General features: G+C 62.2%; 15 protein-coding genes. 9 read left to right on the forward strand and 6 right to left on the reverse strand.

Translation table 11 applies throughout. The features are described 5' to 3' along the window. The first annotated feature begins 180 nt into the window (after positions 1-180). The 5 genes from AC56LV_RS12110 to AC56LV_RS12130 are packed head-to-tail and all read left to right on the forward strand — an operon-like array spanning position 181 to position 8,443. Positions 181-1,251, forward strand: coding sequence for a M35 family metallo-endopeptidase (locus tag AC56LV_RS12110; RefSeq protein ID WP_499557925.1), 1,071 nt, complete (start codon positions 181-183; stop codon positions 1,249-1,251). Between the two features lie 6 nt (positions 1,252-1,257). After that, the gene (locus AC56LV_RS12115; protein ID WP_499557927.1) at positions 1,258-4,071 is read left to right on the forward strand and encodes a type VI secretion system Vgr family protein; all 2,814 of its coding nucleotides are present in this window, start codon (positions 1,258-1,260) and stop codon (positions 4,069-4,071) included. Positions 4,072-4,080: 9 nt separating this feature from the next. Further along, the gene (locus AC56LV_RS12120) at positions 4,081-6,333 is read left to right on the forward strand and encodes a T6SS effector phospholipase Tle3 domain-containing protein (RefSeq protein WP_499557929.1); all 2,253 of its coding nucleotides are present in this window, start codon (positions 4,081-4,083) and stop codon (positions 6,331-6,333) included. Beyond that, positions 6,330-8,150: a type VI lipase adapter Tla3 domain-containing protein gene (locus AC56LV_RS12125; RefSeq protein ID WP_499557931.1), complete on the forward strand. Its 1,821-nt coding sequence runs from the start codon at positions 6,330-6,332 to the stop codon at positions 8,148-8,150. Before AC56LV_RS12120 ends, AC56LV_RS12125 begins: the two co-directional genes overlap by 4 nt. Before the next feature lie 26 nt (positions 8,151-8,176). After that, positions 8,177-8,443, forward strand: a complete 267-nt coding sequence (locus AC56LV_RS12130; RefSeq protein WP_499557933.1) for a PAAR domain-containing protein — start codon at positions 8,177-8,179, stop codon at positions 8,441-8,443. A gap of 1 nt (position 8,444) precedes the next feature. Here the strand turns inward: AC56LV_RS12130 and AC56LV_RS12135 are convergent, their stop codons facing one another. From AC56LV_RS12135 to flhF, 6 genes are all read right to left on the reverse strand, one after another. Beyond that, on the reverse strand, positions 8,445-8,960 hold the full coding sequence (locus AC56LV_RS12135; protein WP_499557935.1) for a hypothetical protein: 516 nt from the start codon (positions 8,958-8,960) through the stop codon (positions 8,445-8,447). 78 nt (positions 8,961-9,038) lie between these two features. Then, entirely contained in the window at positions 9,039-9,794 is a 756-nt protein-coding gene (gene motD / locus AC56LV_RS12140; protein ID WP_499557937.1) for a flagellar motor protein MotD, read from the reverse strand. A gap of 9 nt (positions 9,795-9,803) precedes the next feature. Continuing rightward, positions 9,804-10,547: a flagellar motor protein gene (locus AC56LV_RS12145; protein WP_499455272.1), complete on the reverse strand. Its 744-nt coding sequence runs from the start codon at positions 10,545-10,547 to the stop codon at positions 9,804-9,806. Beyond that, on the reverse strand, positions 10,529-11,257 hold the full coding sequence (locus AC56LV_RS12150; protein ID WP_499557939.1) for an RNA polymerase sigma factor FliA: 729 nt from the start codon (positions 11,255-11,257) through the stop codon (positions 10,529-10,531). Before AC56LV_RS12150 ends, AC56LV_RS12145 begins: the two co-directional genes overlap by 19 nt. Positions 11,258-11,302: 45 nt before the next feature. After that, positions 11,303-12,121 (reverse strand): MinD/ParA family ATP-binding protein, encoded by an 819-nt coding sequence (locus tag AC56LV_RS12155; RefSeq protein ID WP_499557941.1) that lies wholly within the window; start codon positions 12,119-12,121, stop codon positions 11,303-11,305. Next, positions 12,114-13,511 (reverse strand): flagellar biosynthesis GTPase FlhF, encoded by a 1,398-nt coding sequence (gene flhF, locus AC56LV_RS12160; protein ID WP_499557943.1) that lies wholly within the window; start codon positions 13,509-13,511, stop codon positions 12,114-12,116. The genes AC56LV_RS12155 and flhF overlap by 8 nt, the downstream gene beginning before the upstream one ends. A gap of 301 nt (positions 13,512-13,812) precedes the next feature. On the opposite strand from flhF, the gene AC56LV_RS12165 reads away from it, so the two are divergent. The 4 genes from AC56LV_RS12165 to AC56LV_RS12180 all read left to right on the forward strand — a co-directional run bounded on the left by AC56LV_RS12165 (position 13,813) and on the right by AC56LV_RS12180 (position 15,347). Then, positions 13,813-14,136 carry a hypothetical protein gene (locus AC56LV_RS12165; protein WP_499557945.1) on the forward strand — a complete coding sequence of 108 codons (324 nt, stop codon included), beginning with the start codon at positions 13,813-13,815 and terminating at the stop codon, positions 14,134-14,136. A gap of 103 nt (positions 14,137-14,239) precedes the next feature. Continuing rightward, a complete protein-coding gene (locus AC56LV_RS12170) occupies positions 14,240-14,698 on the forward strand; it encodes a DUF2778 domain-containing protein (protein ID WP_499557947.1) in 459 nt (152 codons plus the stop codon). After that, positions 14,695-14,976: a hypothetical protein gene (locus AC56LV_RS12175; RefSeq protein WP_499557948.1), complete on the forward strand. Its 282-nt coding sequence runs from the start codon at positions 14,695-14,697 to the stop codon at positions 14,974-14,976. Before AC56LV_RS12170 ends, AC56LV_RS12175 begins: the two co-directional genes overlap by 4 nt. A gap of 95 nt (positions 14,977-15,071) precedes the next feature. After that, the gene (locus AC56LV_RS12180) at positions 15,072-15,347 is read left to right on the forward strand and encodes a hypothetical protein (protein ID WP_499557950.1); all 276 of its coding nucleotides are present in this window, start codon (positions 15,072-15,074) and stop codon (positions 15,345-15,347) included. Positions 15,348-15,350: the final 3 nt, after the last annotated feature.

Below are 15,350 nucleotides of genomic sequence, written 5' to 3' on the forward strand. Positions count from 1 at the left end.
ATGATAGCAAACCAACGCCGTGCAGGCGACCGTTGTCGATTCGCTGTTGTTATTTTGTGTGAGATTTCTGTATAGCAGCTGACATGATTCAAGTTCACCAATGCCCAGCGCTGCAGCGGCTCAATGTGGGCAGAGAAAATAAGGTGAGAGTTATCCGGTCCAACCCAACCGGAGTCCACCATGCATTCAGGTTTTCTGCTGTCGCGCGCCGCTGGCGCACTCGCCATCGTGTGCGGTACCAGCGCGGCGCATGCCCAGGTCAACGTCACGCTGAGCCCGGCGCAGCCGGCGGTTGGACGCGGCGACAACGTCCTGGTGAGCGTCACGCTGATCAATACCTCGGACACGGTCCAGCACCTGCTGCGCTGGCGCACGCCGCAGCAGAGCCTGGAGGCGCCGCTGTTCGAGGTACAGCGCGACGGCCAGCCGGTGCGCTACCTGGGCCGCCGCATCAAGCGCACCGCGCCGGGGCCGGCTGATTACCTGCAACTGGCCCCGGGCGAGGTGCTCACGCAGACGGTCGAGCTCTCGCGTTTCTACGAGATGAGCATCACCGGCAATTACACGATCCGCTATCGCAGTCCCGCCATGCCGGCGCCGGGCGCGACCGCCGGCGCGGTGGTGGGCGAGCTGACGTCCAACCCCGTCACAGTCTGGATCGACGGCCGCCTGCCGCGCGGCAGCAAGACAACGATCCTGCCGGATGCAGCCGCCCCTGCCCCGGGGTTTGCCAATTGCAGCAATGCGCAGCAGGAACAACTGGTGACGGCGATCGACGCCGGGCGCGCGATGGCGGCCGACAGCCAGGCCTACCTGACCTCCGGCATGCCATACGGCGCGCGCTATGCGATGTGGTTCGGGGCGCAGGACGCTGCGCGCGGCGCGAAGGTCACGGCCAATGTCACGGCCATCAAGGATGCGTTCGAGAACAAGCCCCTCAAGATCGACTGCGATTGCGACGAGCCGTATTTTGCCTACGTGTATCCGGCGCGGCCGTACACGGTCTGGGTGTGCAAGGCGTTCTGGGCCGCAGCGCCGACCGGGACCGATTCGCGCGGCGGCACGCTGCTGCACGAGCTGAGCCACTTCGATGTGGTGGCGGCGACCGACGACCACGTGTACGGCCAGGCCGCGGCGGCGGACATGGCGCGCAGCGCGCCGCAGCGGGCGATCAACAACGCCGATTCGTATGAGTATTTCGGCGAGAACACGCCGCGGCAGGCGACTGCGGCCCAGGCTGCCGGGGAGTGATCGACCATGACAATGCTTCCAACGACCCTTGCCGCCGCCCTGGCCGACTACCGGCTCGACACGCGTAACCGGCCCCTGCGCATGGTGCTGGGCCAGGCCGGCTCCGCCGATACGAATGCCCTGCTGCCACACCATGCCAGCGCCAGCGAAGCGGTGTGCGGCGGCCTCGAGCTGCAGATTCTGTGCCTGTCCGAAAACGCGACGCTCGAACTGAAGCGTTTCATTGGCTTGCCGTGCGAACTGCAGATCGTGACCGACCGGGGCCACCTGCGCAGGCTGTGCGGGATCGTCACGGCGGCTGCGTCGGGCCACAGCGACGGCGGGATCGCGAGCTACAGGCTGACCGTGCGCGACGCGCTGTCGGTGATGGACGCGACGCGCACCACGCGCGTTTTCCGCGACAAGAGTGAGCTCGAGATCATCGAACTGGTTCTCAAGGAGTGGCAAAGGAACAATTCCGTGATCGCGTCGACCTTCGACTTCGATATCCACAGCGCTCTGCTCAACCGCAATCTCCCAAAGCGCGCGCTTACGATGCAGCTGAACGAATCGGATGCAGGCTTCGTGCGCCGCCTGATGCAGCGCCGCGGCATCGCCTGGTTTTTCCGCCCTGGCAGAACCGACAGGCAGAGTCAGGCCGGCGGCGATGTCGCCGGCATCGGCCACTCGCTGGTGCTGTTCGATGATGACAGGGAGCTGGCGCGCAATGCGGCCGACACGATCCGTTTTCACCGCGACGGCGCAACCGAGGAGCGTGACGCGATCACGCTCTGGAGCGCCGAGCGCACGCTGGTACCCGGCCATACGTCGTTGCACAGCTGGGATTACCTGAACCCCGGCAAGGGCGGCTCGACAACCAGTTCGCCGCTGCGCTTCGATCAGGGCAAGACCGGGAATGCGCTGGCTGCCAAGCTGGAACACTACCAGGTGACAGCGCCGCACCTTGGCGACACCTGGTCCGACCTGCTGTCCTTCAGCGATGCGCTGGTGGCGTACCACGAATTTGTCGCCAAGTGCTTCCATGGCGAAGGCGCGGTACGCGACCTGGCCGTTGGCCAGTGGTTCGCTCTGACCGGCCATCCCGAGATCGACAAGCACCACCCCGAAGAGCGCGAATTCGTGGTGACCGCGCAGCGCATCGATACCACCAACAACCTGCCGGCGGACGTCAGTGCCAAAGTCGAACGGCTGTTTGCGCGCAGCGGCTGGGACATCGTGCGGCTTGACGACACCGCCCAAGCGCTGCGCTACCGGTCCAGCTTCAGCTGTGTGCGGCGCGGCATACGGATCGTGCCGCCACCGCCGGTGATTCCGCAGCCGCAGTTGCAAAGCGCGATCGTCGTCGGTCCGAAGGACGAGGCCGTGTGGTGCGATCACCTGGGGCGCGTCAAGATCCGCTTCCCGGCGACCCGCGCACAGGAGCACGCCGATGGCACCGGCGCCGGCGCGTCGGGTTCGGATCGCGACTCGGCCTGGGTGCGCGTCGCATCCGGCTGGGCGGGTAACGGCGCCGGCAACCAGTGTGGCGCGCGCCTGCTGCCGCCCGTGGGTGCCGAGGTACTGGTGGCGTTCGCCGGTGGCGATCCCGACAAGCCGGTCATCATCGCCCAGGTCTACAACGGCGCAGCCCCGCCACCGGGCTTCCGGCGCGAAGACGGCCTGCCCGCCAACCGCTTTCAGTCGGGCTTGCGCAGCCGCGAAATCCACGGCCAGCGTGGCAACCAGTTGCGGCTCGATGACACGGCCGGACAGATCAGCGCGCAGCTGGAGAGCGACCATGGGGCAAGCGAACTCAATCTGGGCTACCTGACCGAACCGCGCCAGGAAGGCAGCGCCAGGGCGCGCGGCGAAGGGGCCGAATTACGCACCGAAGAAGCCATTGCACTGCACGCAGCGCGCGGCATCCTGCTCAGCGCCTGGAAGCTGCTGGGTGGCGGCGACAAGGGTGCGCAGCTGGCCCGTGACGATTATCTGGGCCTGCTGCGCGACTGCAGCGAACTGTGCACGTCGCTGGGCAACTACGCTGCGCAGCACAATGCGTTGGCCATCGACACGGCCGAGCAAGAGGCGCTGCTGGCGCGCTTTACGGGGTGGGAGGACGGCAGCAATACCAAGCCGGAGGCGGTGCAGCCGGGCGAACCGGTGATCGCCGTGACGTCGCCGGCAGGAATCGGCTTTGCCAGCTCGAAAGCCGTGGTCAGCTACGCCGGGACCAACATCGACACAGCCGCGCAGCAGCACATGCAACTGACCGCGGGCCAGCGCTTCTCGGTCAATGCCGGCAAAGGGCTGTCGCTGTTCGCGCATCACGGCGGGTTGCATGCGATCGCCCACAACGGCAAGCTTCTGATGCAAAGCCAGCACGACGACACGGCCATCGAATCGGCGCAGAACATGCAGCTCACGGCGACGGAGGGCACGGTGACCGTGACAGGCAAGGTCATCCTTCTGGTGGCGGCGGACGGTTCCTTCCTCAAGCTGGGCGACGGCCAGCCTGTGCTGGGCAGCAAGGCTCCTCTGCAATTTCGTGCGCCGGATTACACGTTCGACGGGCCTGAATCGATGGCAGCGCAGTTTCCTGATTTTGGCGCCGGCGGTGCGGACCAGCGACTGGAACTGCGCTATCCACGGGGCGTGGCGGACGACGACGGCGCCGAACCGCTGGGCGCGCTGGTGAAGGACATGAAGATGCGCGTCGCGCTCAGCGATGGCACGAGCCTGGAGGGTGTCAGCGATGCCAAGGGCAAGTCCGAACTGATGGCGCGCGATGCGATGCACATGGCTGAAATCGTGCTGTCGCGCGGTGGCAAAGACCAATAGGAGAGCGAAATGGCCGGCAAATATCCGAAAAGTGAATATGTCATCAAACGCGATAACGCGCTGCTGCAACCCTGTCGCATCAGCGACAAGGTTGTCGACGTACCGCGTGAGCAACCCTGCAACATCATCGTGGTACATGGCGTGAACGATGTGGGCACCAGCTATAGCGCAGTCGAGGAAGGGCTGTGCGCGGGACTGCAGGATCGCCTGCTGCGCAAATTCAAACCGGGGACTTACCGGATGCCTGGCGAGGAGGACAAGAAGAAGCTGCTGGATGATCCGGATTTGGTGTTTTTCAAACGCGACAAGAAGGCTTATTCAGATAGCCCGGTGATTCCGTTTTATTGGGGTTATCGCGAAATAAAAGATGCCTCCAAAACTGTCAATGGCCAGAAGACGGACCGCAACGGTAATCGCCTTGACAAGGACTTGTCCAAAGGCGGCGGCCCGTTCGGCAATGCCACGAGCACCCTGCCCGATATGTGGAATCGAGGCGTGTATGCGCCCGCCGATCCAGCGGGCGATCCATTGCGCCCGGTCAAGACCGGACCGGGCCGCATGTACATGGTGCTTGCGGCGCGGCGCCTCGCTGCGCTGGTCGCAATGATTCGCCAGTACGAGCCGAATGACACCGTCAACATCGTCGCCCATAGCCAGGGTTGTTTGATTAGCTTGCTGGCTCAGGCCATTCTGATGGAGATGGGGGAGCGTACGGCGGATACCCTGATTTTGACGCATCCACCGTATAGCCTGGACGAAGGGATGGGCGTTGCAATGCGAACCGCCACCTTTGTTACAGGTGACGGTGACAAAGCCATGGAGGGGTTTTACAACCTGATCGCCAGCAGACAGAACGTCCATGCGCGCCTGCAGACGCTGGTCAATATTGTCGCCGGTGTTGCAAAGTCGAAGGCAACCTCACCCGTGTTCGGAAAGATCAGCGAGACGGAGTCCTGCGGCATGGTGCATGGACGCTGGACTCCGGATGCTGATCGCGACAACCGGGGCAAAGTCTATTTGTACTTCAGCCCGGAAGACATGACTGTCGCTCTCGACAATATGCGCGGGATTGGCTGGCAAGGGGTACCCGATGCCCTTACGTACTTAGTCGCCCCGCCCCCTTCGAACAAGATAGACGTGCTCAGCGATGAAGCGAAGTTCGGGCCGCCGCCGTCAATGCTGAAGGTCGAACGCATGGCGCTCAAGGAAATGGAGCCCTCGTTCCGTCAACGCGTTTTTACCGGAAAGCTGCGAGCTGCCGCCGGGTTGGCGAAACCTGCGCCAGTACTGATCGGCCAACCACCACACGACTTTGTGTTGCGACTGCCGGGAGAGGATGACCATGCCCATGTGGCATCCAGCGGACGTATGCTGCGTCAATCGTTACCGCAGGCAGGACAGTTCAGCCTTGCCTATCCTGTGTATCGTTTTGGCATCCGGACTATCAATGGAGAAGCGCTCAAGACACCCTACGAAGCCGATATTTGGGGCAACCAAATCAGTCCGGAAAAAATTCCAAAGCATTCCATGCTCGCGCACCTCAAGCGTGAAAAACGCGGGCCGTGTGAGGAAGTCGATCCGATTGATGCTGCCATCGCCGTCACGAGCGATAAAGGCCTGCTTGTCAAGACAGTAGGGCTATCGGCGTCCGTTGTCGCATCGATCGAGCGCGGGGGGGATGACGACGTCTCGGAACAAGACCGTCAACGGCTGGAGGTTGCATACAACAAAGCTCAGGCCCCTGGCAGCACCAACCCGGATGATATGTCGCGCATCTTGTGGGCCACACGGTACAACCATGTCATTTCCGCGCAAGTACAGGAAAGTCCGAACGCTGCAAGGCTTCGCTGGCAGAAGGAAGTCAGTCCGAAATCGTTTCACAGCGCGATTTTTGGAAGCAGCAAAAATCATCGGCGAGTCACTGCGTACGACTTATCGATCGGAAGTGGCAAAGCGGTTAGTGATCCCGCCTTCTGTGCGTATTTGCGCGCGGTTGCGGATTGGCGGTTGAAGAAACCGAACAATATCGAAAAAGCCCGTGAAGGTATTTTAACCTGGAGCGAATTCCTTTATTCATTCAGTGCCTTCTACGCAAGTGAGCCCGATTGGAGAAAGCAGCTAATAGTAGGCAATGCCGATTATTACAGCAGCGGTGTGCTCCCACACGGACTGCCTCTGCTTGCGGGTGGGCTTTGGGACATCGTCATCTCAGAAACAATCTCAGGCAAGCGTGTAATGTCCGCCTCGAAAGGGAAATTGTGAAAAATAGCCTGTCGGATGACTTCCCGATCGCGTTACCCAAGAAGTGGAAATACGTAGTGGGAGCGGCAATCACTTTTCCGGTGTTATTCCTGATAGGGATCACATTTGATCTCAGCATATTACGCCCGGATCTTGGCAACTTCAATGTGGAGACGACGATGGACAAAGTGCGGTGGTTCGGCATCCCCCTCATGGTAGTCATGATTTTATTCGGCGGAAAGTGGTTGTTTGACCTGAATGCTGCCCATGGACGCCAACGGGCATGGCAACAAAAAAATCATCAACTCAAGGAACAGGAAAAGCTCGTTAAAAAATCGGAACAATCCCAGCGCGAATACGTGCTCGAAGTAATTGGATTGGGCGTTACGGTCGAACAGTACCGCCAAGGCAAGCTTTGGCAAGCGTTGCAGGGAGGCGGGCCCTACAACAGCATTCGTGAACCCGATCCCAAAAAATATCCATGGTCCAGAATCGACAAAATAGGACAGACAGGCAGCCGTGCTTGCGACGCGCTGGAAAATGGCGCGGACCCATCTCCCATGTTTTGGGGTGTGCCATCCATGTATGCCGGCGGGCCGATCAACAACCCTGCAGAGCAGCCGAGCGCAGTCATGCCGATAGCGGGCCTTGCATCCAGCGCCGAAGGTACCGGCATGGCCTGGCACCTGTTCGTCACTGGCCCATGGCAGCTCTCAGAAAGGCCAGACCAGTTACTGGAGCAGGCCTTTGCCTTTTTCGATGCACATCCTGATCTTCCTTACCTCGTCCTGTTAAGTGCCGACGATGCAGCAGACCGCGGTTATATGCAGCTACCCGGCAGCGCTCCCCTTGTCCGTGATGGCTACTACATTCCCAAATACTCTGATGCCAGCGCTGTCTTCGTCCTGGCCCGGCGAGATCGGGTCGAGCCGTTGCGGCCTTATGCATGGAATGATCCGGACAACGACTATCTGCAAGAAACCCTGCGCCGCATGTACATTCGACTTGAACAAACGGTACCCATGCGCTCGGAACTGAGAACCGAATGGTCCCATGGCACCAGACAACCCACCGTCGCCGAATGGCTCCCCGCCGCCGCCAAATTCGCCAAACACCCCGTCTTCGACCGCCCCGAAAGCACGCTGCTCGACGACTACAAACGCTGGGCCAATCCGCCCCCGAAAGACTGGAAGCCCACCCCCTGGTTCCCGGTCCCCTGGAACCGCAACCAGCTTGCCGCCTTCGACGCCCTGCCCTCGATGGGCTTCATCCACCGTCCCGTGTTCGTCAAGTTCGAGGATGACGAAGGCAAGCCGGTCAAGCGCCGCGACGCGCGCCAAAAGCTGCTGGAAGCCGGCTGGCAGCAGGCGCTGCAAACGCTGCCCGAAGCGCAGCGCGCCGCAGGCCCGGCGCGCATCATTGCCGCGTTCAACCACGACACCGAACAGAAGATCGCACTGGCAGGCACGCTGCACGCGTATGCCGCGCAGGGCGGCCCGGACATCGACACCGGCAAGACGTCGCAGTTCATCGATACCGACCAGCGCATGGGTAATACCGGGGCCGCGACCTTCTTCGTCCAGATGGCCGTGGGGGTGATGGGCAGCTACATCGACGGCGGCGCCTCGGCCGCGATCAATCTGCGCGATCCGACAGGCGCCAGCATCGTGTTCATCAGCCCGCCGAGCAAGGAACGGCGCGAGGCGCAAGGCGCGAACATCTTCAAGCACATTGTCCAGCCGTCGATCGACCCGGACAACTACAAGCCACCGACCGTGGCGTCGGTACTGGGCGCAGACACAGACGCCATCCCCGAACACGACACCGCAGCCGACTGAATCACCATCAGAAGAAAGGCTCAATCATGCGCAACATCATCAGGCTCGGCGACGCCACCTCGCATGGCGGCAAGGTTCTCAGCGTCAGCGCGCGGCATGTGAAGGTGGGCGGTATTCCCGTGGCGTGCGTGGGCGACACCTGCAGTTGCCCCATCAAAGGTCACAACGGCTGCAAGATCGTCAGCGGCTCGGCGCAGCACAAAATTGACGGCAAATTGATTGCCTTCGATGGCGACAAGACGAGTTGTGGCGCGACGCTGATCGCCAGCGCCACCAACTGCAAAGCGCCTTGAATCAGCGCGCGGCCATCCTGACCGTGTGCGAGAACTTGACCGGTAGCGCCGGGCTGCTCCTGATGCCGCCCGCGTCGAGCTTGCGCAAATCGGTCACCCACGGGCCGGCGTAGCGGATCTCGTAACTGTGCTGGCCCGGCTTGAACGCATATGCCTGCGTGATGTCGAGCGTGTTCAGATAGGTCGTCTGCGGCTTGACCTCGAGATAATCGGCAGCGTTCAGCGGGCCGCGCTTGACCATGCGGCCCGTGTAGGCGACCGTGTCCGTCAGTGAACGCAGCGCAAAGCGGGGGGCGCTCAGATCGTCGCCCAGCGCGATTTCGCGCGGGATCCATACCGGTACATCGCCCCGGTTCTCGATCAGTACCCGCACCTTGACCTTGCCGGCCCCGGTTTCCACTTCAAGCCGATGCTGGACGTTCACCTTGGCCTCCACGGCCTTGACCACGCCAACCAGGCCGACCAGCGACAGCACCATTGCCAGCTTGGCCGCCGGCGAGCTTCGTTTGACATGCATTGCGACTCCTCGAGGATCACGGCAGGCGTCACCCGCGCGACGCTGCCTGTCGATTATGCCATGATTCCATCAATACATTCACGGAAGTATGTTACCGCCGGTCTCGGGCAGGGCCGCCAGGATCATCACCGCCACGCGCCGGTTGCGCGCTTTGCCTCCTTCGTCGGTGTTGGGCGCCACCGGGCGCGTCGCGGCAAAGCCGATCGCCGACAGGCGCACCTCGGGCACGCCGTTGGCGGCGAACAGCCGCACCACGCTGCTCGCGCGCGCGGTCGACAGTTCCCAGTTCGATGGATACAGCGGATTGGCGATCGGCAGGTCGTCGGTGTGGCCTTCAACCTCGATGCGATGCGTGTCGTTCTTGAGCAGGCCAGCCACCTGCGCCAGGATTTCCTGGCCTTCGCCGTCCAGCACTGCTTCGCCCTGCGGGAACAGCACGCTGGCGTTGATCTCGACGCTGATGCCGCGCGCATTCTGGATCACCCGCACTTGCCCCGACTTCACCAGCGGCAGCAAGGTCGCCGACAGTTCGCGCGCCATCACGCCCATCTTTTCCTGCTCGCGCCGCGCTGCTTCGTTGCGGCGGCGGTTGATGATGTGCGACAGCGGCAGCACCGGTTCGACATTGGTGTTGACCTGCGTGGATGCGCCACGGCCGCCGAACGCGTCGCCGAGCGCTTCGGACAGCACCTGGTACTTGCCCTCGTTGACGATGGAGATGGCGTACATGACGACGAAAAACGCGAACAGCAGCGTGATCAGGTCGGCGTACGAAATCAGCCAGCGCTCGTGGTTTTCGGTGGGGACATCGTCATCGTAGCGCTTGCGTGCCATGGCGCTGGCCTAGTGGTGCGTGAGCAGGCTGGCGACGCGTTCGTCGATGACGCGGCCATGGTCGCCGCTGGCCAGGTCAGAGAACACCTCGGCCAGGATCTCGTACTGCGAGACCTTGTCGCTGACGATGGCCTTGAGCTTGTTGCCCACCGGGTAGAAGAACAGGTTGGCCATGCCCACGCCATACACGGTCGACACAAACGCCACCGCGATGCCCGAGCCCAGGCGGGCCGGGTCGGACAGGTTTTCCATCACGTGGATCAGGCCCAGCACGGCGCCCAGGATGCCGATCGTCGGCGAATAGCCGGCGGCCGATTCCCAGATGCGCGCGGCCTGGCGCTGGGCGAATTCGTAGCCGTTGATTTCGTGTTCGAGCAGGCTGCGCACTTTCTCGGGCGCGATGCCGTCAACCACCAGGCGCAAGCCCTTGGCGATGAACGGGTCGGCCTTGCTCATGAATTGTTCGAGCGACAGCAAGCCATCGCGGCGCGCCGTCAGGCTCCATAGTGCGATTTCGCGCGACAGTTTCTGGCGGCCGTTTTTCGGTGGCACGAACACCCAGCGCAGCATCGCGATGCCGCGCAAGAAGGTGCGCGTCTCGCTTTGCAGCAGCACGGCGCCGAAGGTGCCGACCACCACGATGGCAAATGCGGCAGGCTGGATCAACGACGAGAATTTGCCGCCGTCGAGGGTGTAACCGAGAAAGATGCCGGCGATTGCCAGCACCAGGCCGATTACGCTGGCCCAGTCCATAATTGCTCCCGTAAGGTGGTGCGCAAACGTGCGACGGCCTGGGTGTGCAGCTGCGACACCCGCGATTCACTCACGCCCATCACGGCGCCGATTTCCTTCAGGTTCAGTTCTTCTTCGTAGTACAAGCCCATCAGGAGTTTTTCGCGCGGCGGCAGCTTGTCGATCGCGTCGATCACGGCCTGGCGGAAATCGGTTTCCATCAGGCTGCGCAGCGGATCGGCATCGTCGACTGCATAGCGGTCGAGGAAATTGTCGCTGCCTTCGTCGGCATGGAAGTCTTCGTAGTACAGCAGCTGGTGGCCGCCGGAATCGGCCAGCATGTCCTGGTACTCGTCGAGCGAGATCTTGAGCGAGGCGGCGACTTCGGATTCGCTTGGCGGGCGGCCCAGGCGCTGCTGCAGCGATTGCATCGCGCCCTCGACCTTGCGCATGTTCTGGCGCGTGCTGCGCGGCATCCAGTCGCTCGAGCGCAGCTCGTCGAGCATGGCGCCGCGGATGCGCAGCACGGCGTAGGTCTCGAATTGCGCGCCGTGGTCGTCTTCGTAGCGGTTGATTGCGTCGAGCAAACCAATCATGCCGGCCTGGATCAGGTCATCGACCTCCACCGAAGGCGGCAGCTTCGCCTTCATGTGGTGGGCAAGACGCTTTACCAACGGCATGTGCTCCGTCAGCAAAGAATTCTTGTCCGCTTTCCCTTTGGCCGTGTACATGCTGATATGTATCTTTTTCTATGTGCGTATTCGATGGCGACTGCGTCAGGAACCGATGGACGCGCTGCCCTGGCGGCCGAACTGCGGCATTGCAGGCAGTGCAAACTTGCCAGCCAGCTGGCGAAACGCGACCGATGCGCCGGCCAGCGGGAAGGCATCGACCACGGCCCGGCCCAGGCGTGCGGCGCGGTGCAGGTATTCGTCGGCCGGCACGGCGCCCATGAAACTGAGCTTGACGGCCAGGTAACGTGTTGCTGCCAGTGACATATTATCGTATACCACCTTGGCCTCCCCCTCAGTCGCGCCGGTTACCAGGATGCCGAATGGCCGGCGGCCCAGTTCCTGCGTCAGGCGCTTGATGAGCGAGTAGGCATTGGTGATCGAGGCCGCGCTGGTCGATACCTGGATCACGATCTCGGAACTGGACATCAACGGCACCGGGAATTCGCCGTCCGGGCCCAGTTCGCCGTCGACGATCACGATGCCCGCTTGCGTGGCCAGCACGTCGAACGTCTTGCCCAGGCGCCGCACGTCGTCGGTCGATTCTGGCGCGCCCATCGGCACCACCGAGAAGCCTTGCGGGGCCGGATGGATCACCTGGTTCAGCGCGCTTTCCTGGCGTGCGACCTGCAGCAGCGACGCGCCGCGGTTCAGGCCCAGGCGGCGGGCGACGCCGTACTCGACGTTGCAGGCATCGACGATCAGCACTTCGTTGCCGGCCTGGGCCAGCGAGGCGCCCAGGTTCACCAGCATTGCACCCTTGTCGTCTTCCGGCGTGGCCGACAGAAACGTGACCACGCGCGGACGCGGGCCTTGCAGCATGCGGCGCAGGCCTTCGGCCTGGTCGAAGTCAAAACTAGCCATGCGACACCTCGCGGCGGTTGGCCTGCGCGGTAGCTGCCATCAGCATCGGCAGGTCGGCATCAAGCGGCGCCACGCCGCGGTTGCGGAACGCGCGGTCGATCAGCATCGCGCTGTCGGCCACGTGCAGGTCTTCCGGCACGCGCTGGCCGTTCGAGACGTAATGCAGTTTGAGCTTCTGGCGGATCACGATGTCGAGCACGCCACCGGTCGAGGCAGCCTCGTCCATCTTGGTCATGATCGCGCCATGCAGGCCGCTGCCCTGGTAGGCGCGGACGACTTCGTTGAGCGTCTCGTTGGTCGACGTCGAGTTCAGGCACAGCAGGCGCTTGACTTCGGCGCCCGAGCCCGACAGCATCGCGACCTGCTCGGCCACCATGTGGTCGCGCTGCGACATGCCGATGGTGTCGATCAGCACCGTGTGCTTGTTGCGCAGTTCTTTCAGCGCGATGCGCAGGTCGGCCTCGTCCTTCACCGAGTGCACCATGACGCCGAGGATCTTGCCGTAGATGCGCAGCTGCTCGTGACCGCCGATACGGTAGGCGTCGGTGGTGATCAGGGCCAGCTTGTCCGGGCCGTGGCGCATCACGCAGCGTGCGGCCAGCTTGGCCGTGGTGGTGGTCTTGCCCACACCGGTCGGGCCGACCAGCGCGAATACGCCGCCTTCGGACAGCATCGCGTCTTCGTTGCCGATGGTCGCCAGGTTGCGTGCCAACACGGTCTTCACCCAACGCATCGCTTGCGCTGCATCGTTCATGGCCGGCATTTTTTCAATGATGTAGCGTGCCAGCGTGGCCGAGAAACCGGCAGCGAGCATTTCACGCAGGACGGTCGCCTTGTGTGGCTCGCGCTGGGCGGTCGAGCCCCACGACAGTTCGGCCAGCTGGGTTTCCATCAGGCCGCGCATGGCGCGGATTTCGCTCATCATGCTGCTGACTTCAGAGGTCGCCGATTCCTTGGCCTGGGTGATGGCGGCGCTCATCATGGCGGTCATGGCGGCCATGTCGATGGTCGGTTCAGGCGCCGGTGCGCGGCGTTCGGCGTAGGTTGCGGCCGGCTCGGCCGGCGCCAGCGGCGCGACGGGCGCGACATAGGCCGGTGCGACCGGCGCGTTCATGACCGGGCCGGCATCCTGGTAGCGGCGTGCCGGCGTAGCGCGCGGTGCAGCGGGTGCGAGTTCCTCGAAGTGCTGCAGCTGCGGCTTTGGCTGGGCCATCTCGGAATCGGCGACAGGCGCGGACAGCGACGCGACATCGTCGTTATCGAGTGCCAGGATTTCGACGGCGCCATCGACGGGACGGTTGGACAGGATGACGGCATCCGGGCCCAGGGCTTCGCGCACCTTGCGCAAGGCATCCCGGGAAGTTGCCGCTGTAAATTTCTTCACTTTCATCGTGGTTCTCCGCACTTCAATCTATGTTCTGCATGACGGGCACATGCCCATCGATAGGAATCATTATTGTCGATGCCGTGTGGAAACGATCAAGCGAGAAGGACGGGGAAAAGGGCCTATTTCCCCATAACCAGAAAAAGTGATACCAGTTTATTGGAATCTGGCAGGGTCGATGCGGGCGCCGACGTGGTTTGCGCTGGCGCATGAAAGTGGCGTTGGGGCGCCGATCTTGCGGATGCCGGCCAGGTCGAATCGTGACTGGCACGGCTGGCGTGCCACAAACGCCCATCAGGAGAACCCCATGGCACGCTCGATCCGGCTGATCTACCGTAACGTAAAGGGCCGTGTACGCCGCAATTTCAACTGGCCCGGTCTCACAGAAAGCTCGGCCGTGCTGATTACGGCCGCAGAGTGGAAACCGGTCCTCGACCCGTACGATTCACCGCCCGGCCGCCCTCATCTGGGCAACGCCAATGTGTATGTCACCAACATCGGGCCGCACGATCCCGAAGGTGGCCCCGGCGGTGTCGAGTTTCATCTGCATGTCGACTGGGCCAGTCCGCTGCATATTCTTGTCACGATTACTGACCTGGGCCCCATCGAGAAGCAGATCGTGGTGGACTAGGACACCTGGCATCTGGCAGCCCGATGGTTGTGGCACGTCAGCGACCGCCTGCATCAGCTACCTATGATCAGAGGCTTCTCAACCAGACTTCAAGGGGTGTCATATGGTCGAATGCACGTTCAAACTCAACGGCAAACCGATGAGCACGTTTGAAATGAACTCGCTGAAACTTCCAGCCTTTTCAGGATTGGACAACCAGGTAAACCGCCGGGAGTTCATTTGCAGCGCTAACACCGGTCCGATTCCTCCCGGTGTCTACTACCTGCTTGATCGCCAGTCTGGCGGTACGCTGGGAGCGCTCCGCGACGTATTCACCGGCCGATCTGACTGGTTTGCGCTCTATGCCGCGGATGACAACGTCGATGACGAATTTTTTTGCGACAGGGTCAAGCGGGGCAACTTCCGTCTGCATCCGAAAGGACCTGCCGGTATCAGCAGAGGCTGCATCACCATCGAGCGGGAAGTCGATTTCAACATTTTGCGCGCTCACATCAAGGCGACGACCAGGATGACCATCCCCAATAGCACGTTGACAGCTTACGGCCGGGTGACTGTCACGTGAAGAAAATTATCCTGCGAAGCCTGCTGACGATGTGGGTACTGGTCGCTACCGCCGCACTTGCCCGCTTCTGGCTGACATACCACTACCTTTTCCCGCAGGTACCAATTCCCTTCTTTATCTGGGTCAGCGATCTGTACGGCGCAACCAACGGTGAGGAAATGGCCGATGTCGAGTTGCTTGTCGCTCTGGCCGGTGCACTGGTGATCGTACTGATCGTCACATCGACCGGCATCCTTGTCTGGCGCAAAAAACGCCGATTTCCTCTGACGCATCGCTAGCCAGGGCAGCGCACAAGCGCCCCCCTGGCGATTGCATCGGCACAGGTTCTCATTCCAGGCACCTCATTACGCGCTGATGGCCGAGTAACTGTCCAATGAAGAGAGCACTGATACGACTGTCTCTGATCATCTGGATCCTTGCTGGCACTGTTGTGCTCGCTCGTTTTCTGATTATCCATCACGACCTTTTCCCACCGTTCCCGGAAGCGTGGGCAATCTGGCTGATCAACCTGTACGGCTCAAGGGATGGCGAAGAGCTGGCGGATCTTGAAATACTCGTCGCCCTGGGGCTGGCCTTCGGCGCGATTCTGACGGTCACGACGCTTGGCTGGCTGGTCTGGCGTCAAGTCCATCGCCCTGCTCCGGCATGATGA

The sequence above is a fragment of the Telluria sp. RB2R28 genome (assembly GCF_059685835.1).

What these genes read in the sequence shown, in the direction of transcription:
- AC56LV_RS12180 (WP_499557950.1), top strand. Translation starts at nt 15,072, where the DNA reads ATGAAGAGAGCACTGATACGACTGTCTCTGATCATCTGGATCCTTGCT.
- AC56LV_RS12135 (WP_499557935.1), bottom strand. Translation starts at nt 8,960, where the DNA reads ATGCATGTCAAACGAAGCTCGCCGGCGGCCAAGCTGGCAATGGTGCTG.
- motD (WP_499557937.1), bottom strand. Translation starts at nt 9,794, where the DNA reads ATGGCACGCAAGCGCTACGATGACGATGTCCCCACCGAAAACCACGAG.
- AC56LV_RS12170 (WP_499557947.1), top strand. Translation starts at nt 14,240, where the DNA reads ATGGTCGAATGCACGTTCAAACTCAACGGCAAACCGATGAGCACGTTT.
- AC56LV_RS12155 (WP_499557941.1), bottom strand. Translation starts at nt 12,121, where the DNA reads ATGGCTAGTTTTGACTTCGACCAGGCCGAAGGCCTGCGCCGCATGCTG.
- AC56LV_RS12110 (WP_499557925.1), top strand. Translation starts at nt 181, where the DNA reads ATGCATTCAGGTTTTCTGCTGTCGCGCGCCGCTGGCGCACTCGCCATC.
- AC56LV_RS12115 (WP_499557927.1), top strand. Translation starts at nt 1,258, where the DNA reads ATGACAATGCTTCCAACGACCCTTGCCGCCGCCCTGGCCGACTACCGG.
- AC56LV_RS12130 (WP_499557933.1), top strand. Translation starts at nt 8,177, where the DNA reads ATGCGCAACATCATCAGGCTCGGCGACGCCACCTCGCATGGCGGCAAG.
- AC56LV_RS12150 (WP_499557939.1), bottom strand. Translation starts at nt 11,257, where the DNA reads ATGTACACGGCCAAAGGGAAAGCGGACAAGAATTCTTTGCTGACGGAG.
- AC56LV_RS12120 (WP_499557929.1), top strand. Translation starts at nt 4,081, where the DNA reads ATGGCCGGCAAATATCCGAAAAGTGAATATGTCATCAAACGCGATAAC.
- AC56LV_RS12145 (WP_499455272.1), bottom strand. Translation starts at nt 10,547, where the DNA reads ATGGACTGGGCCAGCGTAATCGGCCTGGTGCTGGCAATCGCCGGCATC.
- flhF (WP_499557943.1), bottom strand. Translation starts at nt 13,511, where the DNA reads ATGAAAGTGAAGAAATTTACAGCGGCAACTTCCCGGGATGCCTTGCGC.
- AC56LV_RS12165 (WP_499557945.1), top strand. Translation starts at nt 13,813, where the DNA reads ATGGCACGCTCGATCCGGCTGATCTACCGTAACGTAAAGGGCCGTGTA.